General features: G+C 65.6%; 25 protein-coding genes and 2 pseudogenes. 7 read left to right on the top strand and 20 right to left on the bottom strand.

What is annotated here, in order from left to right:
- Positions 1-209 precede the first annotated feature (209 nt).
- Entirely contained in the window at positions 210-530 is a 321-nt protein-coding gene (locus BOS5A_RS00205; RefSeq protein ID WP_199857145.1) for a hypothetical protein, read from the top strand.
- A 54-nt stretch (positions 531-584) separates the two neighbouring features.
- Positions 585-1,205, top strand: a complete 621-nt coding sequence (locus BOS5A_RS00200) for a hypothetical protein (protein WP_151953217.1) — start codon at positions 585-587, stop codon at positions 1,203-1,205.
- A gap of 239 nt (positions 1,206-1,444) precedes the next feature.
- On the opposite strand, the gene BOS5A_RS00195 is transcribed toward BOS5A_RS00200, so the two are convergent.
- The 7 genes from BOS5A_RS00195 to BOS5A_RS00165 all read right to left on the bottom strand — a co-directional run bounded on the left by BOS5A_RS00195 (position 1,445) and on the right by BOS5A_RS00165 (position 6,018).
- The gene (locus BOS5A_RS00195; RefSeq protein WP_151953216.1) at positions 1,445-2,203 is read right to left on the bottom strand and encodes a DJ-1/PfpI family protein; all 759 of its coding nucleotides are present in this window, start codon (positions 2,201-2,203) and stop codon (positions 1,445-1,447) included.
- Positions 2,200-2,877 carry a DUF1223 domain-containing protein gene (locus BOS5A_RS00190; RefSeq protein ID WP_151953215.1) on the bottom strand — a complete coding sequence of 226 codons (678 nt, stop codon included), beginning with the start codon at positions 2,875-2,877 and terminating at the stop codon, positions 2,200-2,202. Before BOS5A_RS00190 ends, BOS5A_RS00195 begins: the two co-directional genes overlap by 4 nt.
- Positions 2,865-3,623: an HvfC/BufC N-terminal domain-containing protein gene (locus BOS5A_RS00185; protein WP_151953214.1), complete on the bottom strand. Its 759-nt coding sequence runs from the start codon at positions 3,621-3,623 to the stop codon at positions 2,865-2,867. The genes BOS5A_RS00190 and BOS5A_RS00185 overlap by 13 nt, the downstream gene beginning before the upstream one ends.
- The gene (bufB, locus tag BOS5A_RS00180) at positions 3,620-4,447 is read right to left on the bottom strand and encodes an MNIO family bufferin maturase (protein ID WP_151953213.1); all 828 of its coding nucleotides are present in this window, start codon (positions 4,445-4,447) and stop codon (positions 3,620-3,622) included. Before bufB ends, BOS5A_RS00185 begins: the two co-directional genes overlap by 4 nt.
- Before the next feature lie 57 nt (positions 4,448-4,504).
- Positions 4,505-4,771, bottom strand: a complete 267-nt coding sequence (gene bufA2 / locus BOS5A_RS00175; protein WP_151953212.1) for a BufA2 family periplasmic bufferin-type metallophore — start codon at positions 4,769-4,771, stop codon at positions 4,505-4,507.
- 72 nt (positions 4,772-4,843) lie between these two features.
- A complete protein-coding gene (locus tag BOS5A_RS00170) occupies positions 4,844-5,485 on the bottom strand; it encodes a DUF1109 domain-containing protein (protein ID WP_151953211.1) in 642 nt (213 codons plus the stop codon).
- Positions 5,482-6,018 carry a sigma-70 family RNA polymerase sigma factor gene (locus BOS5A_RS00165; RefSeq protein ID WP_151953220.1) on the bottom strand — a complete coding sequence of 179 codons (537 nt, stop codon included), beginning with the start codon at positions 6,016-6,018 and terminating at the stop codon, positions 5,482-5,484. Before BOS5A_RS00165 ends, BOS5A_RS00170 begins: the two co-directional genes overlap by 4 nt.
- Before the next feature lie 222 nt (positions 6,019-6,240).
- Here BOS5A_RS00165 and BOS5A_RS00160 point away from each other — a divergent pair, with 222 nt between their 5' ends.
- The 3 genes and pseudogenes from BOS5A_RS00160 (at position 6,241) to BOS5A_RS00150 (ending at position 7,755) form a co-directional block, all read left to right on the top strand.
- Positions 6,241-6,513 carry a BufA1 family periplasmic bufferin-type metallophore gene (locus tag BOS5A_RS00160; protein ID WP_151953210.1) on the top strand — a complete coding sequence of 91 codons (273 nt, stop codon included), beginning with the start codon at positions 6,241-6,243 and terminating at the stop codon, positions 6,511-6,513.
- 51 nt (positions 6,514-6,564) lie between these two features.
- Positions 6,565-7,017 (top strand): DoxX family protein, encoded by a 453-nt coding sequence (locus tag BOS5A_RS00155; RefSeq protein WP_151953209.1) that lies wholly within the window; start codon positions 6,565-6,567, stop codon positions 7,015-7,017.
- A gap of 107 nt (positions 7,018-7,124) precedes the next feature.
- Positions 7,125-7,755: pseudogene (locus tag BOS5A_RS00150) on the top strand (tyrosine-type recombinase/integrase).
- Positions 7,756-7,859: 104 nt separating this feature from the next.
- Here the strand turns inward: BOS5A_RS00150 and BOS5A_RS00145 are convergent.
- The 7 genes from BOS5A_RS00145 to BOS5A_RS00115 all read right to left on the bottom strand — a co-directional run bounded on the left by BOS5A_RS00145 (position 7,860) and on the right by BOS5A_RS00115 (position 15,748).
- A complete protein-coding gene (locus tag BOS5A_RS00145) occupies positions 7,860-9,107 on the bottom strand; it encodes an adenosylmethionine--8-amino-7-oxononanoate transaminase (RefSeq protein ID WP_151953208.1) in 1,248 nt (415 codons plus the stop codon).
- On the bottom strand, positions 9,104-9,727 hold the full coding sequence (bioD, locus tag BOS5A_RS00140) for a dethiobiotin synthase (RefSeq protein WP_151953207.1): 624 nt from the start codon (positions 9,725-9,727) through the stop codon (positions 9,104-9,106). The genes BOS5A_RS00145 and bioD overlap by 4 nt, the downstream gene beginning before the upstream one ends.
- A complete protein-coding gene (locus tag BOS5A_RS00135; RefSeq protein WP_234419112.1) occupies positions 9,724-10,827 on the bottom strand; it encodes an 8-amino-7-oxononanoate synthase in 1,104 nt (367 codons plus the stop codon). Before BOS5A_RS00135 ends, bioD begins: the two co-directional genes overlap by 4 nt.
- A 276-nt stretch (positions 10,828-11,103) precedes the next feature.
- Positions 11,104-12,441 carry an HlyD family type I secretion periplasmic adaptor subunit gene (locus tag BOS5A_RS00130; RefSeq protein WP_151953205.1) on the bottom strand — a complete coding sequence of 446 codons (1,338 nt, stop codon included), beginning with the start codon at positions 12,439-12,441 and terminating at the stop codon, positions 11,104-11,106.
- Positions 12,438-14,219, bottom strand: coding sequence for a type I secretion system permease/ATPase (locus BOS5A_RS00125; RefSeq protein ID WP_199857144.1), 1,782 nt, complete (start codon positions 14,217-14,219; stop codon positions 12,438-12,440). Before BOS5A_RS00125 ends, BOS5A_RS00130 begins: the two co-directional genes overlap by 4 nt.
- A 14-nt stretch (positions 14,220-14,233) precedes the next feature.
- Positions 14,234-15,412, bottom strand: a complete 1,179-nt coding sequence (locus tag BOS5A_RS00120; protein ID WP_151953203.1) for a hypothetical protein — start codon at positions 15,410-15,412, stop codon at positions 14,234-14,236.
- A gap of 75 nt (positions 15,413-15,487) precedes the next feature.
- Positions 15,488-15,748 carry a hypothetical protein gene (locus BOS5A_RS00115; protein ID WP_151953202.1) on the bottom strand — a complete coding sequence of 87 codons (261 nt, stop codon included), beginning with the start codon at positions 15,746-15,748 and terminating at the stop codon, positions 15,488-15,490.
- A 353-nt stretch (positions 15,749-16,101) separates the two neighbouring features.
- On the opposite strand from BOS5A_RS00115, the gene BOS5A_RS00110 reads away from it, so the two are divergent.
- Complete coding sequence (locus BOS5A_RS00110) at positions 16,102-16,923, top strand: Crp/Fnr family transcriptional regulator (protein ID WP_151953201.1); 822 nt, start codon at positions 16,102-16,104, stop codon at positions 16,921-16,923.
- A 276-nt stretch (positions 16,924-17,199) separates the two neighbouring features.
- On the opposite strand, the gene BOS5A_RS00105 is transcribed toward BOS5A_RS00110, so the two are convergent.
- Both BOS5A_RS00105 and BOS5A_RS00100 read right to left on the bottom strand, forming a co-directional pair.
- Positions 17,200-17,598 (bottom strand): VOC family protein, encoded by a 399-nt coding sequence (locus BOS5A_RS00105; protein WP_056422467.1) that lies wholly within the window; start codon positions 17,596-17,598, stop codon positions 17,200-17,202.
- A gap of 230 nt (positions 17,599-17,828) precedes the next feature.
- Positions 17,829-18,215, bottom strand: coding sequence for a MerR family transcriptional regulator (locus BOS5A_RS00100; protein ID WP_151953200.1), 387 nt, complete (start codon positions 18,213-18,215; stop codon positions 17,829-17,831).
- Positions 18,216-18,285: 70 nt separating this feature from the next.
- On the opposite strand from BOS5A_RS00100, the gene BOS5A_RS00095 reads away from it, so the two are divergent.
- The gene (locus BOS5A_RS00095; RefSeq protein ID WP_151953199.1) at positions 18,286-19,029 is read left to right on the top strand and encodes a MauE/DoxX family redox-associated membrane protein; all 744 of its coding nucleotides are present in this window, start codon (positions 18,286-18,288) and stop codon (positions 19,027-19,029) included.
- Between the two features lie 6 nt (positions 19,030-19,035).
- Here BOS5A_RS00095 and BOS5A_RS00090 read toward each other — a convergent pair whose 3' ends face one another.
- From BOS5A_RS00090 to BOS5A_RS00075, 4 genes and pseudogenes are all read right to left on the bottom strand, one after another.
- Positions 19,036-19,968: a glycosidase gene (locus tag BOS5A_RS00090; protein WP_151953198.1), complete on the bottom strand. Its 933-nt coding sequence runs from the start codon at positions 19,966-19,968 to the stop codon at positions 19,036-19,038.
- The gene (locus BOS5A_RS00085; protein WP_151953219.1) at positions 19,965-20,711 is read right to left on the bottom strand and encodes an SDR family NAD(P)-dependent oxidoreductase; all 747 of its coding nucleotides are present in this window, start codon (positions 20,709-20,711) and stop codon (positions 19,965-19,967) included. Before BOS5A_RS00085 ends, BOS5A_RS00090 begins: the two co-directional genes overlap by 4 nt.
- A gap of 76 nt (positions 20,712-20,787) precedes the next feature.
- The gene (locus BOS5A_RS00080; protein WP_151953197.1) at positions 20,788-21,267 is read right to left on the bottom strand and encodes a c-type cytochrome; all 480 of its coding nucleotides are present in this window, start codon (positions 21,265-21,267) and stop codon (positions 20,788-20,790) included.
- A 13-nt stretch (positions 21,268-21,280) separates the two neighbouring features.
- Positions 21,281-21,571 (bottom strand): annotated as a pseudogene (locus tag BOS5A_RS00075) (molybdopterin-dependent oxidoreductase); the annotation flags it as partial.
- Between the last annotated feature and the right edge of the window lie 184 nt (positions 21,572-21,755).

The following is a 21,755-nucleotide window of genomic DNA, read 5'->3' as shown; positions in this document are numbered from 1 at the left end:
AGAAATGGCGGCGGGTCTGCCGCCGGATATCCTTCACCACCCGCTCGGCAGAGGCCTTCACCAGCGATTTTGCATTGGAGGATTTGGGCTTCATCTTCGTTCCTTCGTCACTACGACGAAGCCCAAATCCTCCTTACATCACAACCTCAAATCTGTGCCATTGGCGCTGACGGCGGACAAAGCCGCTGGCGCTTGAGCATGGCGTTTCTGTGGCGGCAACCTATGTTGATCCGTTCAAGTCCGGCCACCGGTTTCAGTTTGATGTCGTCCTGCTACGCGATGGCGGCGCGAGGTTGCTTGAGCGGTATCGGCTGTGGCTTCCGCAGATAGGCTCGCTCCATTTCGTGCCGGACCGCGGTGAGGGTCCCTGCATCGAGATTGGCGCGCAGGGGCTGATCGAGACCGATCGTCCACCGTTCGGCAAGGCTTGGAAGATGCTCGGCATCGCCCGCGGTCAAGCCACGCTTCAGCACCTCATCTATGGCGGCACACCCTTCGCGGCGTCGAACGACCGTTGGCTGGATTACTGAAGCGGTGAGCTCTGCGTTGGCGCACCCCTCGTCCCGATACCACAGAATCGTCCTATGAAGACTCACCCTACCAAGCTCATCGTTCTGTTCCCGATGCACGAGGCAAGGCACTATCGCCATCGCCTGACCGCAGTCGACGACACGCTCGTCGTCCATCACCGTGGTGACGGATCGTTCCAGTTCGAACTGCGCGCCCTGACCAAGTTCACGCCCCGCGGTTATGCCAAATATCTGATAGAGCTCGCGGCCGATCTCGAAGCGGGCTACAGGATCGTCATCGTCGACCGCGACATTTTCCTGCGCGACCTGGAGGCGCTCGCTTACGCGAACGCTGCGGCTAGCAACCGCGATTTGGTGGAGCGCGCCTCGCTCGTCGTCGCCGAGCGCACCCGCTATCAGATTCGCGATCATGCCGAAGGCGACGACCAGCACCGCGTGGGCCGTATGATCATCGCGGCACGCACCCGCAGGACGAAGCCCGGTCGCTACGCACAAAATGGACTGAATTTCATCAACGGCATCCCCACGCCGCGATCCGAACAGCTATGGCACTCGCTGTGCAGCGAATGGTGCGACGTGCGCACCGCTCAGCAGGGTCGGGCGGCGTGGGAGCGGTGGGTAACGAGGAACAGGCCCGACATGCCGGTCTCGGGAGCAGCCATAGACTTTGAGTGATGACTGGATGGCGTCCTGCCTGCATATCAAAGTTTGTGGAAGGCTACGTCCCTTCGATGGGGCGATCACTATTAGTGGGCAGATCGTCCGATTTTGAGTTGATTCTGGTGGGAAGCGGCCCGTCCGCTTTCGGACGTCGCATGGTGCAAGCGGACGCCTGTTCATGAAGCTAGGGATGGCAACTACGCGCCCCACAATCGGTCGTTAATACACGAACCCAACGCTCCCATAAGCGGCCGTTAAGTTTGCCATCCTTCGCCTGCATATTCCATCCGGTCAGCGGTCTGCCGGGCAACCTCGTCGCCGAAGTAGCGGGCAACCGTGCGCAGCGCGAGATCGATCCCGGCGCTGAGGCCGCCGGCGGTCGCGATCCGGCCCGCTTCCACGAAGCGCGGTCCGGGGCGCAGGTCGATGTGCGGAAAGGTTCGGGCGAAATTGTCCGACGCCAGCCGGTTGGTGGTCATCGGGATGTGATCGAGCAGGCCGGTCCTGGCGAGCTGGAACGCGCCGGTGCAGATCGACATGGTCAGCGCCCCGCGATCGTGAGCGCGCCGGATCCAGGTGTGTATAGCGGATACCTCGCGCGTGAACGGGCTGGGCCGGTCGAAATGCGGCACCACGATCACGTCTGGAATGGGGTCGTCCGCGGGCGTGAAGTCGGGGACCAGCGCGAGGCCTCCCGATCCACGGACTGGCTTGGCCTCATCCGAAACGGTGAACTGGGCGAATGCCGGTTCCTGCGCGTCCGGCAGATAGGTGTCCTGAAACACCTCCCACGGTCCGGCCACATCGATCGCCTGCACACCGGGATTGATCGCGAACGCGACCTTGATCGGTCGGCCCCTGGGCGCGATTAGCGGCTCCTTCGTGGTGATCCCCGGCAGATAGGAAAATCCATCGGCGCGCTTCGTCGTCGGCGTCACGACCTCTTCCGAGCAGGCGGCGGTGGCGAAGGGCGCCGCCAGCAGCAGGCCGGCGACATCGCGCCGGCGGATCATAGCCGACGGGCTGCGACGATCGGGCCGCCCTTTCCGGCCTGGAGCAGCACGGCCGTCGCCAGTCCGCGTGGCGCCGCCGGCAGCGCATAGCGCGCCGGCGTCCCGGTCCACGGACCGAGCGCGATCAACTGGCGGACGATGTTGCGGTGGGGAATGGTGCGCCCGCCATTCTCGCCGGCGCGGATCGGCACGGCGATCGTGCGCGGATCGTAGCGGACCAGCCACAACGTGCCCTTGCCGGCGCCCGCGCCGACGGTCACCGCCCGTCCGTCACCGCCGATGCCCGGCCCGCCGGCGCCGCGATCGAACCGGCGGATGGCGGCATCGATATCGGCCCGGCGGTTGCCGGTGACGACGCCGCGCCCGTTGATGACGACCTGCGGCGTGGCGACGTTGCCGCGCCCGCCGGCATGGGCATAGTCCCACTGACGCGTGGTGAAGGCCGGGCTGCCGAAGGTATCCTTCCAGCCGAGCTGATCCCAATAGGTGACGGCGAAACTCAGCGCGAGCACGTCGGGGCGATCGGCCAGCGCGTTCAAGACCAGGTCGGCGGGCGGACATGAGGAACATCCCTGGCTCTGATACAGTTCGACCACCGCGGGGTGCGCGGGATCGGCGGCGAACGCCGGGCCGGTCGTCAGGGCGATGGCGATGAGAGTCGCTAGCGTTCGCATGGTTCGTCTCCTTCGATGTCGGTGATGAGCCCGTCGGCGAGCCATCGACCGAGATAATTGCCGGCGAGCGCGACGCCGTCCTCCGCGCCATGGGCGTCGACGAGCGCGGCGCACAAGGCGGCGAACGGCGATCCGGCTCGCGCGCGGCGGATCGCCTGCTCTTCCGCGGTGTCGATCGTCCGGAAACACGACATCAGGTCTTGCCGCCAGATCAGGATCGTTGCCGGGTCGGCCAGCAATTCCGCAGGCGGCGGAATTTCGCCAGCATCCAGTGCGCGCCAAATTGCGGTGGCGTTGGTCGTCGCGGGGACGAGGTCGAGGGTCGGCGTGAGGCGCAGGACCGCCCGGTCCCAGTCCACGTCCGCCAGCATCGCGGCAGACACCGGCGCGGCATCGGCGCCGACGAAGGCGTCGCCGAGCGCGCGCTCGATCGTCGCGAGCTCGGCGACCTCGGGGTCAGCCGGGTAAAGCATCCCGAGCGTCTCCGGAAAATCGCGCGCATAGGCGTCGAGCGTCCAGCTGCTCGGTGGTACGTGCGTGACGTGCGCGACGATCGCGGCGTGGAAGGCCTCGCCGCCGATCCAGCGCAGCGTGTGCGGAAAGCTCTCCTCCAGACAGGCGGCGAGCTGCGCGCGATAGGTGTTGCGATAGACGCGCAGGCCCGCCCGCGCCCGCCCGCCGAAGCGCGGCGCGGCGCCCGTATGCAGCCACGCGCCGAACGCGCGCTGGGTCTCGGCGAGGTTCATGCCGCCAGCCGCGGCGTGGCGGCGCCGATCGCGCGCGCGCGGTCCAGTTCCGCAAGCAGCTCGTGCAACGGCGGGATGTCGTCGTCGCGCTCGATCATCGTCGCGACCGGGCCGAGGCTCGGCAGGATATGGGCATAAAGGTCCCAGACCGAAGCGCAAACCGGGCTGTCGTGGGTGTCGATCAGCAGCGCCTCGCCCTGGCTGTGACCGGCGAGGTGGATCTGGCGGACCCGCTCCGCCGGGATGCCGTCGAGATAGTCCCGGGCATCGAACCCGTGGTTCGCGGCGCTGACGAAGACGTTGTTGACGTCGAGCAGCAGGCCGCAGCCGGTGCGCGCGCACAAGGCGTCGAGAAACTCCCATTCGGTCATGGTCGAGCCGTCGAACGCGACATAGCTGGACGGGTTCTCGACCAGCATCGCGCGGCCCAGCGCGTCCTGCGCAATCGACACGTTGGCGCTGACCACATCGAGCGCCTCGTCGGTATAGGGCAGCGGCAGCAGATCGTGCGAATTGAACCCGCCGGTGCGGGTCCAGCATAGGTGATCCGACACGAACAGCGGCGCGATCTCGTCGACCAGCGCCCGCAGCCGTGCGAGATAGGCGCGGTCGACGCCCTCGGCCGACCCGACCGACATGGATACGCCGTGCAGCGCGACCGGATAGCGTTCGCGCACCGCGCGCAGGATGTGGCGCGGGCGGCCGCCGTCGATCATGAAATTCTCCGAGATCACCTCGACGAAATCGACGGCTACGCGGTGCTCCAGAAACGGGGCATAATGCGGCTTGCGCAGGCCGAGGCCGAAGGCGGGGACAGGTGTCATGCGAGCAATCCCAAGGGAGTTTCAGGCCCGGCCGACGTCCAGCCGGGCCTGAACCGGTCAGTTCGGCGCGGTCAGGCTGCCGCCGGCGGTCTTGCACGCCTTGGCGGTCATCGCCTTGAAGCCGTGGCCCTTGCAGTCGTTCTGGCCCTTGCAGTCGTTGTGCGCGGTCTTGCAGTCGGAGGTGCCCTTGCAGCTGTTGACGCCGTAGCAATGGACCTGGGCCGCGCTGCCCTTGGCGACGGCGGCGGTCGGAACCGCGGCCGCGCTCATCGCGACGAGGGCGGCGGAGGCGGCGAAGCTGACGCCGGTGCGCATGGTAATCATGATGGGATCTCCCCGAACAATTGTGCCGATGGTGGCATCGTCCAGTTCGTCGGCGGACCCGCGCCGGTTACATCACCAGCGCAGCAATTTTGGCCCGAGCAGCGCGCCGAGCGAGGCGGCGAGCAGGATGCCGAGCGAATACCAGGTCAGCACGAAGATCGCCGACACCTCCGGACAATGCAGGCAATAGACCGTCGCCGCGAAGGCTCCCGCCGCCAGCCCCGCCGCCGCGCCGGCCGCCCGCAGCCGGGTCGGGGCCAGCTGCCGGAACGACCAGAGCAGGCCGATGAAGATCGGCATCGCCAGCCCGAGCACCAGCCACGGGCATTTGCTCCAGCTATGGCCGAGCCACATCGCGAGCCAGTCGCCCGGCGGCGTCCGCACCAGTTCCAACGCGCCGATCGCGGCGAGCAGCGCCACCGGGATCGCGATCAGCCACAGTCCGCGCAGGCTGCCGGGGTCGGGCCGCGCCAGCCGCGCGGTAGCGTAGATCGCGATCCCCGAGAGCGAAAGCGTATAGGCCCATTTCATCCAGAACGAGAAGCCGCGCATCGCCAGCCCCAGGTCAGGCCGGGTGCCGATCGTCGCCAGGATGATCGCGAACGACACGATCGCGCCGACCACGACGCCGGTCGTGAGCCGACGCCCGACCGCGTGCGGGCGCACCGGCGGCACGTCGCTGGCTAGGCGATTGATGAGCTGATCGGTGTTCATGCCGCACCGCCCCGGATGCGCGCGGTCAGCGCCCTGATCCCGCGATGGACCGATACCTTCACGTCGGACTCGCCATAGCCGCTGGCGGCGGCGGTGTCGGCGACGCTGTGACCGTCGAGCTGGGTCGCGCGGATCATCCGTTCCTGCTTGGGCGGCAGGGTCGCGAGCAGGCCGTCGACATCCAGCCGCGCGTTGCTCGCGGTCTCGAACCCTTCCGCGACCAATATGTCCTCCAGCCCCTCGATCGGCACGGTGCGGCGGTTGCGCCGGAAATGGTCGATCATCTTGTAGCGCGCGATCGCGAACAGCCACGCCGTGAACGCACGGTCGCGGTCATAGGTCGCGCGGCGGGTGTGAACGGCGATGAGCGTTTCCTGCACCAGATCCTCGATCTCGTCGGCACCGGCGACGCGCCGGCGATAGAAGGCGGTGAGCAGCGGCACGAGCGCGCGCAGCAGGCAGGCGTGATCGGCGGCGACCCCATCGAGGCCGCCCGTCATCCATGCCCGCAACTGGCTTTCGTCCGCTCGCATCCGCGCTCCCGCCTGGATGTTCGTCGCCACGCGCCAATGGTTACACGCACGCCGACGACCGGCGCGAAAATTGTTTCTAAGCGACCGGCGTAACCGACCGCATCGCCGCCCCGAACCAGCGTTGTGACCGGCTCGCCCCCTCCCGAACGGTCACGGGCGGCCAGGTTCCTTGCCCTCCTGGGGAACCCGGCCGCGATCCTGTCTCTCTCGAAAGGAATGACGATGTCCGTTACCAACACCACGCTGGCGGCAACGCTGGCGCTCGCCATCGCCGTCACCGCCGGCGCCACCAACGCGCAGTCGGCCAAGCCGATGGAGAAATGCTACGGCGTGAGCCTGGCGGGCAAGAACGACTGCAAGGCCGGGGCCGGCACCAGCTGCGCCGGCACGTCCAAGGTCAATTACCAGGGCAATGCCTGGAAACTGGTCAAGGCCGGCACCTGCACCAAGACCAAGACGCCCAAGGGCTTCGGCTCACTGACGCCCAAGGCGTGATCGCCCGCCGGGCGGCTCCGGTCGCCCGGCTCCTTGCCCGGGGGATTTATCATGATCGCGAAATTCGCCAGCTCCGCGCGCACCGTGCGCCGGCTATCGGCCCGCGTGCCGGACGACCTGCTGCTCCTGCTCGCGCGGCTCGGCATCGCTGCGGTGTTCTTCCAGTCCGGCCGCACCAAGGTCGACGGCTGGCTGCAAATCACTGACGGCACCTACGAACTGTTTCGCACTGAATATGCGCTGCCGCTCATCCCGCCCGATATCGCCGCCCACGCCGCGACCTACTCGGAGCATCTGTTCCCGATCCTGCTCGTCCTCGGCCTGCTCACGCGCCCCGCCGCGCTGGCGCTGCTCGGCATGACGGCGGTGATCGAGATCTTCGTCTATCCCGACGCCTGGCCCACCCATCTCAGCTGGGCGGCGCTGCTGCTACCGCTGATCGTGCGTGGCGGTGGGGCTTGGTCGTTGGACAATCTGTTGCCCGGGTCAGTTGATCGCGGGTGATACGATCAAATTCTGGGCGAGATCGATCGCACGTTAGGCAGTTTCGGTCTTATGCGTTTCAGCCCGCTTACTCTTTCCTTGGCCAATCGAGGCCAAGGAGAATGATCATGGGATATTCAAGATACGATCCTGCCTTCCAGGCACGTCCGGCTTGGAATGCCGGTAGAATGGTCGGCACCAAGCGGCCCCTTACCCAGAAGCAGATATGGGCGGTTCGCTTTTTCCTCGAACGGGAGGGAGGGCTTCGCGACCGAGCGCTTTTGACCTCGCGATAGATAGCAAGTTGCGTGGTTGCGATCTGGTCAAAATCAAGCTCGGCGATGTGACCTCGGGCGCCGAGATCCGAACTCGCGCGATCGTCATTCAGCAAAAAACGGGCGGCCCGTTCAATTTGAGCTAACGGCTGATGTTCGGTCGAGCCTTTTGACCTGGCTCGAACGCCGCGGAGGTTCCGTCGATGACTACGCATTCCCAAGTCGCGTCAACCACACAGGGCATTTGAGTACGAGACAATATGCTCGGCTCGTCGACGAATGGGTGGCCGCGATCGGGCTCAAGCGCGCCGAATACGGCACGCATTCGATGCGCCGGACGAAGGCTGCGATGATCTACAAGGCCACCGGTAACCTGAGGGCAATCCAGATATTGCTTGGGCACACCAAAATCGAAAATACGGTCCGGTATCTTGGCGTCGATATCGAAGATGCTTTACTTTTGGCCGAGCGAACCAAGATCTGACTTGTGAGCGGCCTGTCCGTTATCGGATGGGTCGCTCACGAATGGGACGGCAATGCGCCCCAAATTCGGACGTTCAAAGGCGACTTGTCGATGTCGAAAGGCGGTCATCCGCTGAGGTGCCGGCCGGCGCCAGTTATGGCGTCGTACACGGTGTCCAAATCCGGATCGTCGATACAGTAGGGCGGCATGACATAGATGGTATTGCCCAGCGGGCGTAGCAGCACGTTCCGGTTGCGGAACTGCCGAGACAGCGCCGGCCCGACACTCGCGAGGTAACCGTGATCCGACACCGGGATTTCCATCGCGGTGATCGTGCCGATCTGGCGCTTGCCGACCACGCCCTGGACCGCCGCCAGCCGCACCGCCTGACGCTCAGCGAGGTCGGCGATGCGCGCCAATACCGGTTCGTCGCGCCAAATCTCGAGGTTTGCGACTGCGGCGGCGCATGCGATCGGATTGGCGGTGTAGCTCGACGAGTGGAAGAACATCTTCGATCGATCGTCGGACAGGTGCGCGTCGTAAATCGGACGCGTCGCCATCGTGACGGCCAGCGGCACCGATCCGCCGGTCAGGCCCTTCGACAGGCAAAGGATGTCGGGGATCACGTCGGCCTGTTCGCACGCCAGCAACGTGCCCGCCCGGCCCCAGCCGGTCATCACTTCGTCTGCGATGAACAGCACGTTGTGGCGCGCGCAGATCGACCGCATCTCCGCTAGCACCGCGGGCGGATAGATCAGCATACCGCCCGCGCCGAGGATCAGCGGCTCGACGATGAACGCGACGGGGCGCTCACGACATGCTGCCTCCAGCGCGTCCAGCGTGACCTGCTCGGCGCTGTTAGCAGGGAACGGTATCGTGCCGACGTCGAACAGCAATGGCGCGTACGCCTGGTTGAACACACCGCGTGCGCCGACCGACATCGCGCCGATCGTGTCGCCATGATAGCTGTGCTCCATCACCAGCACGCGATGTCGGGGCTCGCCGCGATTGGCCCAGAATCCCAATGCCATCTTTAGCGCGACCTCGACGCTGGTCGATCCGCTGTCCGAATAGAAGACGTATTCGAGCGCGGGCGGCATGATCGCGGTCAGCCCGCGCGCCAGCGTTTCGGCGGGCTCATGCGTCCAGCCGGCATAGATGATCTGGTCGATCCGCTCGGTCTGCGCCGCAATCGCCGCCATGATCCGGGGATGGCAATGGCCGTGCGTCGTCACCCACCAGGATGAGATTGCGTCGATGATACGCCGGCCGTCGGCGGTGTGGAGCGCTGCGCCCTCGGCACGCGTGACGAGCGGGATCGGCTCGTCTAGGCCATGCTGCGTGAAGGGGTGCCAGACCGGGCTGCCGCTCATCGGAAATCCGCCACGTCGAAATTGGCGGCGAACGCGGCCGACAATGTTTCGTGACCGAGCGGGTCGAGTAAGGGCAGGCGGCCCAGCCGTTTGACGTTACCCATCGCCGCGATCGTCGCCTCGCTGTCCTCCACGGCGTCGCCGACGAACGCCACGCCGCGTACAGTGACGCCCCGCACGCGCAATGCCTCGATCGCGGTGAGGCTGTGGCTGATCGTGCCCAAGGTGGTTGCTGCGACCAGCACGGCGGGTAACTGCCAGCGCGCGACCAGATCCGCGAAGGCCGTGTCGCGCGTGAACGGCACCAGCGCACCGCCGGCGCCTTCGATCACCAGCGGGCGGTCGCAAGCGGGCGGTTGCAGCCTGTCGATGTCGATCGTCACGCCGTCGATCTCCGCCGCTCGATGTGGCGAGCATGGCGTAGTGAGGCGGTAGGCTTCGGGGAGCAGCCGATGTTCCGGCAAGCTGGTCAGCGCGGCGACCCTTGCGCGATCGGTACCGTCGTCGAGCCCGGCCTGGACCGGCTTCCAGTAGCACCCGTCGAGCGCCGCGGTCAGTGCGGCGGCGAGGACGGTCTTGCCGATATCGGTTCCCGTCGCCGTGATGACGATCGCGGTCACAGCACGGTCGCCAGCGCGTCGGCCAGCGCGTCAATCGCGGCCGTATCGACGTTGAGCGTGATCGACAGCCGCAAACGTGCCGTACCCACCGGCACAGTCGGCGGCCGGATACCGCGCACATCGAACCCCCGCGCTTGCAGCGAGTCGGCTGCGGCCATCGCGTGTGCATCGTTGCCGAGGATGATGGGAATGATCTGCGATCCGGTCGGCGCGATGCCGAGCGGCGCTAGCGCCGTCGCGGCATGGGCGATCAGCGCCGCCAGCCGGTCGCGGCGTTCGGGCTCGGTGTCGAGCAGGCGCAGGCTCGCGCGGACCGCGCTTGCCATCAGCGGTGACGGGGCGGTCGAGAAGATGAAGGCGCGTCCGCGATTGACGAGGAAGTCGCGCACTACGCGTGGTGCGCACACCAGTGCGCCTTCGCATCCCAGCGCCTTGCCGCAGGTTCGCAGGGTGATGACGTTGGGGCGTCCGTCGAGGTCGGCGGCCAGTCCCCGCCCGCCCACGCCGAACACGCCGGTCGCATGCGCTTCATCGATCATCAGCACCGCATCGTGACGGTCCGCGATCGCGACCAGGTCGGCGATTGGCGCGCGATCGCCGTCCATGCTGTAGAGGCTCTCCACCGCGATCCATGGACTGCCCATGCCGCCGGCGGTGCGCCAGTCCGTAATCGCCCGCTCGATGCGCGTCGGATCGTTATGACCGGCGGCGACACCTTGGGCACGGCTCAACCTCAATCCCTCATGCATACTGGCGTGGATCAGCGCGTCATGGATGATCAAGTCGCCGCGTTGTGGCAGGGTCGCCAGCAACGCAGCGTTGGCGGTGTAACCGGTCGCGAAATACAAAGTGGTCTCGCTGCCGAAATATGCCGCCGCTTCCTCCTCCAGCGCCTCATGCTCGGGGTCGTTGCCGCGCAATAGCCGCGATCCGCCCGATCCCACCGAGACGCCACGCGCGACGGCATCGGTAATCGCCTGTGCCAGCAGGGCCGAATGGCTGAGACCGAGATAGTCGTTCGACGAGATGTCGATGCCTGCTCTCGGCTTCAATATACGGATACGATCATTGGCGGCCAGCTGCCGAAGGTCGTCGCTCAACGTCGCAAAAAGTGGCGCGTTCTCACATTCCAAAGATAGCTGAGAGGGCGTTCCGATCATCGGCGCCTGATGTCGGGAGAAGGAGGCCGGAGCAAGCGAGACTTTGGATTTGCTGGCTTGCTAGGTCACGGGCGGGAATGAGCCACTGCTGTTATGCGCCCCATATCCGTCGTTCGAGAATGCATCGTCGAATCTTAGAAGCTGACGTTCACCACAGCAACCTGCTCCTGCTTGAACCTCATCGACAATAGAATTGCCGCGCCCGCTAAACTCAAATTACTCTTCTCGGAATGCCCCGCTCGCCGCATCCTCGAGTGGCGTGAACAGATAGTCGAACAGCGTCCGCGCATGCGTCTTCACGTGAACGGTCACGGGAACGCCCGGTCGCAGCGCGACATGTTCGCGTTTCAACGCAGCCGGGTCGCTCACCGCGATCTGGGCACGGAAATAGGCAGCGCCTTGCGGTGTCGTCAGTTGCATCGGCGACAGCGCGACCACCTTGCCGTTGAAGCTGGAACTGCCGCGCGGATTGATCGTCGTGAAACGCAGCGTGGCGGGGGAGCCGACGCGAACGTCATCGATATCGGCGGGTTTGATGTTTGCCTCGACGATCAGCGCGCGGCCGTCGGGGACCAGCTCCATCACCGTGCGCCCGCCGCCCAGCACGGTGCCGGGGCCGATCTTGGCGAGTCCCGACACACGTCCGGCCGCCGGCGCGCGCAGCACGTCGCGGTTGGCGTCATATTGCGTCACGCGCAGTGCCGGATCGACCTGCGCGAGCTGCTCGTCGACCTGCGCCAATTGGCTGACCGTCTGCATCGTCTGTTCGTCCGCGAGCTTGGCGCGTTCCAGGTTGGAACGCGCGACCGAGCTGCCGGCGGTCGCGCTTTCGGCCTGCAATTCGGCGGCCGCTCGCTCGAGCGACCGGACCTGGGTCTTCCGGGCATAGCCCTTGGCGTAGAGCTGGCGGATGCCGGCGAGCTCGTCGTTGATGAGCGCGAGCTGTTTGCGCGCGCCCGATCGCTGCGCTGCGGCCGTATCGCTTTGGGTCACTGCGATGCTGCGGTCGGCGGCGAGGATGTCGTGATGGCGCTTGAAGATCGCGTTTTGCGCGGCGACGGCGGACGCGACGTTCGGATCGGCCATCCGCTGGGTGAGATCGGGCGGGAAAGCGACCGTGTCCGCGCCGTCGCGTTCGGCGATCAGGCGTGCCTGGAGCGCGCGGAGCGCATCGCGCTTGGCCTGTGCTTGCTCGGCCGCCGCGCCGGACCGGACGCCGTTCATCCGCACGAGCGGCTGTCCGGCGGCGACGTGCTGTCCTTCGCTGACGAGCACCTGTGTCACGAGTCCGCTGGTTTCCGGCTGGACGACGATCGCGGTGCCCGCCGTCGCGACCTCGCCCGAGGCGACCGCGGCGCCCGAGATCGGCGCGGCGACCGAGAACAGCAGCAACAGCCCGAAGAACAGCGCGGCGGTGATGATGCCGACGCGGATGATGTGACGCGCATCGTCGAGCGGCGGCGGCTCGGTGCTGCGCGGCGCGAACAGATCGAAGCGGTGCGCGCCGTGGCCGGCGGGGCCGCCGCCACCGATCGATAGGAAATCGAGCTTCATCGTGCGGCCACCGGTTCGCGCGCGATCGATTCGACCAGCTCGGTGCGCACCTTGCGGAAGACGCGCGCCCTCGGACCGTCGAGCTGCAACTCGCCGTGCGAGAGCACGACGACGCGGTCGACATGTGCGACCGGGTTCAGTCGGTGTGCGATCAGGATGATCGTCGAGCCCGCGCGCTTGAGGTCTTGAAGCGCGACCGCCAGCGCTTCCTCCCCGTCCGCATCCAAATGCGCATTGGGTTCGTCGAGCACCAGCAATTTGGGATCGCCGAACAAGGCACGCGCCAGCCCGATTCGCTGGCGCTGCCCGCCCGACAGCCCCGCGCCGCCTTCGTCGACGCGGGTCTCATACGCCTCGGGAAGCGTCAGGATCATGTCATGGACATTGGCGCGCTTCGCCGCGTCGATCACTTGGGCGTCGCTCGCCTCCTCACCGAAGCGGGCGATATTGTCGCGCAGCGTGCCGGGGAAGAGGCCGACGTCCTGTGGGAGATAGCCGATATTGCGGGCGAGCATGGCGCGCGACCAGTGGCGGCTTTCGAGGCCGCCGATCGTGACGCGCCCGGCGCCCGGCATACGCGCGGCCACGATCAGCCGCGCGAGGCAGCTTTTGCCGGCGCCGCTCGGCCCGACGATGCCGATCGCCTCGCCGGGCGCGATCGTCAGATCGATCGTGCGAAGGGCGGGACGCTGCGCGCCGGCGGGGGTGAAGCTGACGCCTTCGACCGAGAGTCCTACGCCCTCGAACGGCGGCTCGACGCGGTCGCGGTGCGCCGGCGCCTCGATCAGGATACGCTGGACGCGCCGGCCGGCCGACAGTGCCTGCGCGATCTGCCGCCAGCCGCCGACCGCGACCTCCAGCGGCGCGAGCGCGCGGCCAAGCATCATGTTGGCAGCGAAGATCGATGCCGGCAGGATCGATCCGCGCACCACCAGCCACGCGCCCAATCCGAGCATCATGCCCTGCATGGCAAGCCGCAGCAGCCGGATCGCGGAAGTGAAATCGGCGTTGCGATCGCTCCCCACCGCCTGCTTGCGCATCATCGTGTCGCGGTCGACGCGCCAGCGATCGGCGAGCGCATGGTCCATCCCCATCGCGTGGACCGGATCGGCATGGCGCGCGATCGCATCGGTGAAGTGATAGCTGCGCGTCGCCGCGTCCGCCGCCAGCCGCGCGCTCTCCCGCGTCGTGCGATCGTTCAGGAACGCAAGGCCGATCAGCAGCAGCGCGCCCGCCGTCGCCGCAGCCCCTAGCACCGGATGGACGACGAACAGCGCGATCAGGAACAGCGGCATCCACGGCACGTCGAAGAAGAACTGTGCGCCGTGGCCCGCCAGCGCGCTGCGGAACTGATCGAGATCGCGCAGTGGCTGGGCATTGCGCTGTGACGCGCCGACCTTCTGCCCCAGGTCGACGATCGCCTGGAAGACGCGCGGCGAGAGCAACCGGTCGACCCGCGCCGCCGCCCGCACCAGCACGCGCGCGCGCGCCGCATCAAGCACCGCCATCGTCGTCAGCGCGAGCGCGAGCGCGATGCTCAGGCCCACCAATGTCGCCATGCTGCCGCTGGGAATGACGCGGTTGTAGACCTGGACGAGGTAGATAGGCGAGGCGAGGAACAGCAGATTTACCGCGCCGCTGAACAGTCCGGCGGTCCACAGTAGCCCCTTGGTCTGGCGGAGCGCGGCGGCGAACTCGTCCTTCGAATCATAGTCCGGGCTCGTCGGATCGAGCGAGCGCGAACCGCGCGCCAGGCCTTTGCGCAGCTTTTGGCTCAAGGGTTTGCGTTCTGTCATCCGTGCCCGAACAGTCCATCGTGGAGATCGATCCCGGCGATCCCGTCGCCGTGATGATCGCCGATGCCGAGCAGCGCTTCGTGCGGCACGACGTCTGCCAGCAGATCGACCGATCCCGCGATCCCCAATGCTGGCGCCAGCGCCGCCCCGGCATCGCTCCCCGCATCGTGCAGGTTGAATGCGTCGGCGGCGCTGACCATCCCGACCAGCGTCGCGATCCCGCCGACCGGATCGGCGCCGGCGATATGATCGAGCACCGGCGCGGTTGCTGACGCCACGGCATCGGTCGCATCGCTCAGGGCTGTGGTGGCGGTAGAGACAACGGAGCCGACATCCGATGCCGCCGCTACTACGTGATCGAGCGTGGCCTCCACCGGCGCAACGATGCCGCCGCTGGCCGGGGTGAGACCGGCGGTGAGATCGGCGACGTTCGACAGGGTCGCGCCGACATCGGACACGATGCCACTTACATCCGGTGCCCCGCTGACGACATGGTCGAGCGTATCCGCCACCGATTCGATCAGCATGCCTGCGCTGCTGCCGAGATGATCGATGGTCGCGCTTGCGCTGCCCAATGTGGCAGCGGCCGCATCGGCCAGATGATCGGCCGCCACCGTGCCGGGCACGGGCGGGAGCCGTTCGGCCAGCGCGGTGAGCGCCTCCTGCATTGCCGCGACCGACGCGTGCATCGATTCGATCGACTCCCCGGCCGGCATCGCTGCTGCCGGAGCCGCTGTGTCGATCGCGGTGTGGGTTGCATCGGTGACCACCGGCGCGGCGGCGACGATCGCGCCACTGCCGTGTGGCATCGGGACGAAGGTGGCGATGCCGGCCGATTGCGGTGGTCCGGCCGTGGGCGCTGCATGAATGGTGCCCGGGCCTGTCGCGACCAGCGCCAGTGGTGCGGTCATTGCGCTGCCGGCTGGAGACGGCGCCAGTGCATGGGAGCCGGACAGAGGCGGCGCGGCCGCTTGATCGCCATGCTCCGCGCCCGCGTCGTGTCCGGCTGGCGCGAATGCCATCCGGGCGGCGGGCGGCGCGATCGTCGGTCCGGTCTCCGCCAGCGCCGGCGCAGCGATCAGCGCAACCGGCAACGCCCCGAACGTCGCGAGATCATTCGCTCCGTCGTGGACGGGCGTAACACGATCCGGGCGCGGTCCTGAAGGCTTCGGCATCAGCGCTTCCGCCTGGACACGGCAAGAACCCGGCACCGCGATAGCGATGCCGGGCCTGCCCGCGAGGAACAGTGATCAGCCGAAGATGCCACTGTGATCCGAGCTCGAATCCGAGAAATTGTCGGTGATGTTCGACAGCAGGCTGCCGACATCCAGATTGGCGCCGAACTCGCTCGAATCCGCGCTGGTGTGGCTGCTGCCATCACTGTCGGTCGACTGGTCGTAGCTCGAATGCGAGGCATCGACCGAACCGACGGCGTCGAGGACACCGAGCAGGCTGGACGAGCTGCTGCTGTCGCTGTCGTCGCCGCCAAACAGGCTGGAAAGGATGGCCATGAGAGCTTCTCCTGTAAATTCTTGCTTCGTTGCGGATCAGAGCCTGCGACCGTCCTGAATGGTCGAAATCACATCCTGATCTCGGGAAACAAAACGGCTGGTGCGACAGCGTCGTTCCAGCCGACGATGAACGACAACGGCCGCTTTTCGACGACGAACACTGATCCGGATTAGCACGCGCGCAAGCTATTCGTCGGTAAGCCGCGCACCGCATGGATCCGTAGCAAAGCGCCGCTGCTAATCGTGATTAGTGGCGTCTTCAAGTGAGCCGTTGGATTCTTCGGACGAACCGTGGATCGGAGAAAATAGACAGGGATTCATGCAGCTTCGCCCGTTTTTGCCCGTAGCTCGACATGATGTTGCTTGAACCTTCATTTGTCACGGCCGCTATGGTCGATGAACCATCCGGTTCTCTACCGACGGGTAGCGCGCTTGCCCGCAAGCTCGATCATCATGTGCGGCTGAACGGCGACGAACGGGCGACGCTCGATCGGTGTCTCGGGCGGAGCGTCCGGCGGCTGGCCGCACGCACGGCCCTGGTGGAAGAGGGGTCCACGCCGAGCGAGATGCAGGTGCTGCTTTCCGGTTGGGCATGCCGGTATAGTCAACAGCCAGACGGACGCCGCCGCATCGTCGCCTTTTACATTCCCGGCGACATTTGTGATTTCGACGTGTTCCTGATGACCGCGATCGACCAGAGCATCGCTTCTATCGGACCGGCGCTGGTTGCCGGGCTCGATCGCGGCGCAATCAATGAGCTTGCGCTGACTCAGCCGCGCACAAGTCAGGGACTGTGGTGGGAATCGTTGGTTTCGGCGGCGATCCAGCGGGCCTGGACGATCAATGTCGGCCATCGCAGCGCCAAGCAACGCATCGCGCACCTGCTATGCGAGCTTCACACGCGGCTCGCGATGGTAGGCATGGTCGATGGCGGGAGCTGCGACTTTCCGCTGACTCAGGCCGACATCGCCGATGCCTGCGGTCTGACGTCGATCCACACCAACCGTGCGCTACAGGAAATTCGTACGCTCGGTCTGATCGCGCTTCAGGATCAGCGCCTGGACATTCTCCACGAGACGGCTTTGGCTGATCTTGGCCGGTTCAATCCGGCCTATCTGCAAATCCGATCCGCTCAGCCACCCGGGCCGAAATCTATGATCCCGATTGCGGTGTAGGCAGGTCTCAATTAAACGCTCAGGATAAGTTTTGAAACGTGTGGCGTTAGCGCCGTTCGAGAGCGAGCTGTCGACCCGAATCCCATCGACTCACACAATGCCATCGGGTCTGCTAGGCGCCCTAATTTCAGTCGTTCAGCGCGGCGATCGGCGATCCTGAAAGCTGACATTCGCTAGCGGGCGCGCGATAACGACAGCTTCGGGTGGAAAGCGGACATTCGCGGGATCGCATGATCGAGGTCCGCTAGGGTCGGAAGCGGACTGGTGTCGGACGGATCAGGCAGGAAAATGAATGCCGCACAGTTTGTTACCGTCGGGGTCACGAAAATAGGCCAGTTCGATGGTGCCCATGGAGGCAGTCTCGCGCGGTCCGGGCGGAGCTTCGATCGAGGTCCCGCCAGCGGCAACGGCGGTATCGTGAAGCTGCTTCACCTGCTCGGGCGAGTCGCAGGAAAAGGCGACGGTGCTGCCGTTGGCGACGCTTGCCGGTTCGTCGTTGATCGGCTGGCTGACGATGAAGTTGGTCCCGTTGCCGTTGTTGTAGATCAGACGTGTATGGCCGCTGTCGGCGATGTTCCGCGTTCCTTCCCCTGCACCCAAGGTGCCGAGCACCGTGTCGTAGAAGCGCTTGGACCGTTCAATGTCGTTCGATCCGACCATGGTGTGAAAAAGCACGCATACTCTCCTGAAGGCTGATCGACTTCCGATCGTCATTAGCGGTCTCACATAACCGGCACATAATCCGCGGTCACCCCCAAGCCCTCGGAATGTCCGCTACTGGGTGGCAGTGGACGTCCGCGCCCCATCTGGGCTGATGGTCGGCATCGTGCCCCAAAGTCGGCCGTTCGAGATCGATCTGTCGCGGCACAAAAGCTGCCGCTAAATTTCTTCACGGAAATTCCGCTTTAACCGTCAAACGCCGACAATATCGGACAAACCTCAGATCGATCATTCGCGCAATCATGCACGAGTTGAGCAAGCGCCTTTCGAGCCGATTGCAATTCCAGAATCCTGACGTCCAACGCTTCAACGCGGGCGCTGGCCAGTTCGCGAGCCCGCGCCCGGTCATTCACGACGTCTAGGTCAAGCAGCTCGCGAATCTCCTCGAGCGTGAAACCTGCCGATTGCGCAGACCGGATGAAGCGCAAGCGGCGCACGTCGGCATCGGAGTACCGGCGGGTGCCGCTGGACTTGGCGGGTTCCGCGAGCAGCCCGCGGCGCTGGTAGTAGCGGATCGTCTCCACCCCGACACCGCCCGCGTTTGCTAGGGCTCCGATGGTAAGTCCGCCCATCCCTTGACCCCGTACTATAGTACGGTCGCTATATGGATGGGATCCAGCTTTCATCAAGGCGAGGCCCTACATGAACACGATCACCGAAAAACGCGCGACGATCTATCGGATGGTGATGCCGGAGCACGTCTGCCCCTATGGATTGAAGGCGAAGTATCTCCTCGAGAGTCAGGGGTATGACGTCGACGACCGCTGGCTGAAGACCCGCGCCGAAACCGACGCGTTCAAGGCTGAGCATGGCGTGGCGACGACACCCCAGACGTTCATCGATGGCGCGCGGGTCGGCGGCTATGACGACCTACGCCGGTTCTTCGGCAAGAAGGTCCGCGATCCCAACGCGCCCAGCTATATCCCGGTCAGTGCGGTCTTTGCGATGACCGCGCTGATGGCGCTCGGCGTCAGCCAGGCCGCCTTCGGGACGCCGCTGACGATCCGCGCGGGCGAGTGGTTCATCTCGCTCAGCATGTGCGTGCTGGCGCTGCTGAAGCTGCAGGATGTCGAGGGCTTCTCGAGCATGTTCCTCGGCTACGATATGCTGGCGCGGCGCTGGGTGCCCTACGCCTATATCTACCCGTTCGCGGAAGGCGCCGCCGGTGTGCTGATGACCGCAGGCGTGCTGACCTGGTTTTCGGCCCCGCTGGCGCTGATCATCGGCGGGATCGGTTCGGTGTCGGTATTCAAGGCGGTCTATATCGACCGGCGCGATATCAAGTGCGCGTGTGTCGGCGGATCGAGCAAGGTGCCGCTCGGCTTCGTTTCGCTGACCGAGAACGTCATGATGGTCGCGATGGCGGTGTGGATGCTGGCGATGTGAGGGAGCTCAGCTTCGCCTGATCCTGGCCCGCGCCAGCTTCCGATCCTCAAGCGAATAATAGAGCCAGATCTGCCCGTCTTGCACTATCGCGGAGGCCGCGAAGGCGATGTCGGTGGCAGTTCTGTCGGTCGCGGGCGGGGGCACGATCAGCGGTTCGATACCGCGATCGACTATGCGGGTGCAGCCACGATCGAACACCGCCCATCCGATGCGCCACCGCGCGTCCGCCGTCGCGCCATTGTAGAACATGACCGGCCAGTCGGGATGATCGGTCAGGATCGGGCCGGTGGACAAATGCCAGTTATCCCAGCTGTCGTCGCGCGGGCGCAGCGGGGTGGGTTGCTCGTCCCACGGGCCGGCGACATCCGGCCCCAACGCAAGGCCGATCCGCGACGCGTTGTCCTCGGCATATTCATAGAACAACCGCCACTCGCCATCGGCGGTGCGCATGACGGTTGCTTCTTTCGTGTTACCTTCCGACTTCGACGATGCGAGCGCGATACCCGTTTTTGTCAGTCGGTCGATCGAGGGGCCGACTGCATAGAACAACTCGCCGTGTGCCATGTCGGCGGTGACGCCGGTATAATAGACGACGTAGCTGCCATCCTCGCGCTGCAGGACGGTCGGGTCCTCGACACCGCCGGCCTGGACTTCATCAGGGCCGGGGATGATCGCGGGCTCGGGAAGCATCGTGAAGGTCGTGCCGTCGTCGCTCCACCCGGCCCAGATCACACCGGTGTCGGACTTCTCCACGTCCGATTTCGGAACCGCTCGCACCATTATGCCCAGACGGCCGTTGTTGTCCTGCCAGACATAGGGGCTCATCCAGTCCCGCTCAATCAGCGCAGGCGGGCCGTCGAGCATCACCGGCTGGATGTCGCGCACGTTGAAGTCGATCGGCGCATGAGCGGCGATCACCGCATCCTTGCCGGCCGTCATGCGCCGAGCGCCTGCATCAGCGAGAGACCGCCATCGATCGCGATACGTGCGCCCGTGATGTAGCTCGCTTCCTCAGACGACAACCAGCGCACCAGTGTCGCGACCTCTTCCGGCTGGCCAGCACGCCCCATCGGGATGTTGTCGGTCAGGGTCTTGCGATACGCTGTATCAGTCTCCGCCCGAGCATTCATCGGCGTCAGGATCATGCCTGGTTCGACGGCGTTGACGCGCACGCCGTGGGCGGCCTCCTCGATCGCCATCGTCTCGACCAGATTGGAGAGCCCGCCCTTGGCCGCGCAATAATCCGCGCCACCGGCGCGCACGGCATAAGCGTGAATCGAGGATATGTGGACGATGGAGGCAGGCACGGTCGCGTCGCGTGCGGTGAGAAAGCGGCGCGAGGTCAGGAACGCGCCGGTCAGATCGGTGTCGAGCAGGCGGCGCCATTGCTGAAGAGTCATATCGCGGACGGTCACACCACTCATGTTGAGTCCAGCGGAATTGACCAGCACGGACGCCGCACCCCAGGCCTTTTCGATCGTGTCGAACGCACGGGCGACCGACGTCTCATCGCCGACGTCGCATTGCACGGCCAATGCGGTGCCGCCGGCCTTCTCGACGGCGGTGACGGTCGTTGCCGCCTCTGTGGTGTTGTCGAAGTAGCACACCGCGACCTTGTCACCGCACCGGCCAAAGGCCTCGGCGCACGCCGCCCCGATGCCGGATTCCGCCCCAGTCACTATCACACACCGCGTCATGCAGACCTCGCCGCCAATTCCAATCGCGGGATAACGCGGACGTAAGGCACGAGTTGCTCCTTTAGCCCGACGCGTCGGAGGCGGCGGAGGATTTCGGCGGGCTCTTCGAACCCGGTGCGGGCTGACCAGCGCCGTCAGCCTTTTGCGTCGGCATGGCGAGCAAATACTCAACGATCGCGTCTACGTCTTTGGCCGCGACCGGCGCATGATAGACGTCCCGCATCTTGGTAACGGTCGCCATCCACTGATCGGCGGTCAGCTTCGGCTGGGTCATCGCCATGCTCGGCGAATGGCATGACGTGCAGTTCGCATTGATGACGTCGGCGTGCGGCCCATCGGGATATTGCTGCTCGTCGATCGGCAAATCGACGCTGGTCGAGGTTAGCGTAAAACCGCGTGCGGTGACGCTGGATGGCGATGGGCTCGACGTGGCCGTCGCGACAGGCGGCGGTCGGTCGTGCGGCGCGCCGATCGCTATGAGGATGACGGCGAACAGACCGACCCCGGCAAAGGCCAGCGTTCCGAGCGAGGGGACTTTCATCTGCTTCGCTCCCTCAGCCTGCGACAATCGTCGTGGTTTCGATATTGCCGCGCATGAAGCCGCCGGGGTTCCAGATCGGCTGCATCGGTTGCGCGACCCCGGCGGTATTCCAGCATCGGCTCATGATCGGCACGCGACCGGGATGGAGCGGGATTTGCCCGTCCCAGCGCCGGAAGCTGTATTTGCCGTAATCGGGGCCGAGCTGCGTTTTGTACCAAGTCCGCCCGCCGTCCGATGAGACGTCGACCTTGGCGACACCGCAATCGCCACCCATCGCGATCCCGCCGACGGGGATTGAGGTCTCGCTCATGTCCGCCGTCAGCGCCAATGGCACAGATTTGAGGTTGTGATGTAAGGAGGATTTGGGCTTCGTCGTAGTGACGAAGGAACGAAGATGAAGCCCAAATCCTCCAATGCAAAATCGCTGGTGAAGGCCTCTGCCGAGCGGGTGGTGAAGGATATCCGGCGGCAGACCCGCCGCCATTTCT

It is taken from the genome of Sphingomonas sp. EC-HK361 (assembly GCF_902498785.1).
In the GTDB taxonomy this organism is placed as follows: Bacteria; Pseudomonadota; Alphaproteobacteria; order Sphingomonadales; family Sphingomonadaceae; genus Sphingomonas.
This window is presented reverse-complemented; position numbering and strand designations above follow the sequence as displayed.

What these genes read in the sequence shown, in the direction of transcription:
- BOS5A_RS00200 (WP_151953217.1), top strand. Translation starts at nt 585, where the DNA reads ATGAAGACTCACCCTACCAAGCTCATCGTTCTGTTCCCGATGCACGAG.
- BOS5A_RS00195 (WP_151953216.1), bottom strand. Translation starts at nt 2,203, where the DNA reads ATGATCCGCCGGCGCGATGTCGCCGGCCTGCTGCTGGCGGCGCCCTTC.
- BOS5A_RS00190 (WP_151953215.1), bottom strand. Translation starts at nt 2,877, where the DNA reads ATGCGAACGCTAGCGACTCTCATCGCCATCGCCCTGACGACCGGCCCG.
- BOS5A_RS00185 (WP_151953214.1), bottom strand. Translation starts at nt 3,623, where the DNA reads ATGAACCTCGCCGAGACCCAGCGCGCGTTCGGCGCGTGGCTGCATACG.
- bufB (WP_151953213.1), bottom strand. Translation starts at nt 4,447, where the DNA reads ATGACACCTGTCCCCGCCTTCGGCCTCGGCCTGCGCAAGCCGCATTAT.
- bufA2 (WP_151953212.1), bottom strand. Translation starts at nt 4,771, where the DNA reads ATGATTACCATGCGCACCGGCGTCAGCTTCGCCGCCTCCGCCGCCCTC.
- BOS5A_RS00170 (WP_151953211.1), bottom strand. Translation starts at nt 5,485, where the DNA reads ATGAACACCGATCAGCTCATCAATCGCCTAGCCAGCGACGTGCCGCCG.
- BOS5A_RS00165 (WP_151953220.1), bottom strand. Translation starts at nt 6,018, where the DNA reads ATGCGAGCGGACGAAAGCCAGTTGCGGGCATGGATGACGGGCGGCCTC.
- BOS5A_RS00160 (WP_151953210.1), top strand. Translation starts at nt 6,241, where the DNA reads ATGTCCGTTACCAACACCACGCTGGCGGCAACGCTGGCGCTCGCCATC.
- BOS5A_RS00155 (WP_151953209.1), top strand. Translation starts at nt 6,565, where the DNA reads ATGATCGCGAAATTCGCCAGCTCCGCGCGCACCGTGCGCCGGCTATCG.
- BOS5A_RS00145 (WP_151953208.1), bottom strand. Translation starts at nt 9,107, where the DNA reads ATGAGCGGCAGCCCGGTCTGGCACCCCTTCACGCAGCATGGCCTAGAC.
- BOS5A_RS00130 (WP_151953205.1), bottom strand. Translation starts at nt 12,441, where the DNA reads ATGAAGCTCGATTTCCTATCGATCGGTGGCGGCGGCCCCGCCGGCCAC.
- BOS5A_RS00120 (WP_151953203.1), bottom strand. Translation starts at nt 15,412, where the DNA reads ATGCCGAAGCCTTCAGGACCGCGCCCGGATCGTGTTACGCCCGTCCAC.
- BOS5A_RS00115 (WP_151953202.1), bottom strand. Translation starts at nt 15,748, where the DNA reads ATGGCCATCCTTTCCAGCCTGTTTGGCGGCGACGACAGCGACAGCAGC.
- BOS5A_RS00110 (WP_151953201.1), top strand. Translation starts at nt 16,102, where the DNA reads ATGATGTTGCTTGAACCTTCATTTGTCACGGCCGCTATGGTCGATGAA.
- BOS5A_RS00100 (WP_151953200.1), bottom strand. Translation starts at nt 18,215, where the DNA reads ATGGGCGGACTTACCATCGGAGCCCTAGCAAACGCGGGCGGTGTCGGG.
- BOS5A_RS00095 (WP_151953199.1), top strand. Translation starts at nt 18,286, where the DNA reads ATGAACACGATCACCGAAAAACGCGCGACGATCTATCGGATGGTGATG.
- BOS5A_RS00090 (WP_151953198.1), bottom strand. Translation starts at nt 19,968, where the DNA reads ATGACGGCCGGCAAGGATGCGGTGATCGCCGCTCATGCGCCGATCGAC.
- BOS5A_RS00080 (WP_151953197.1), bottom strand. Translation starts at nt 21,267, where the DNA reads ATGAAAGTCCCCTCGCTCGGAACGCTGGCCTTTGCCGGGGTCGGTCTG.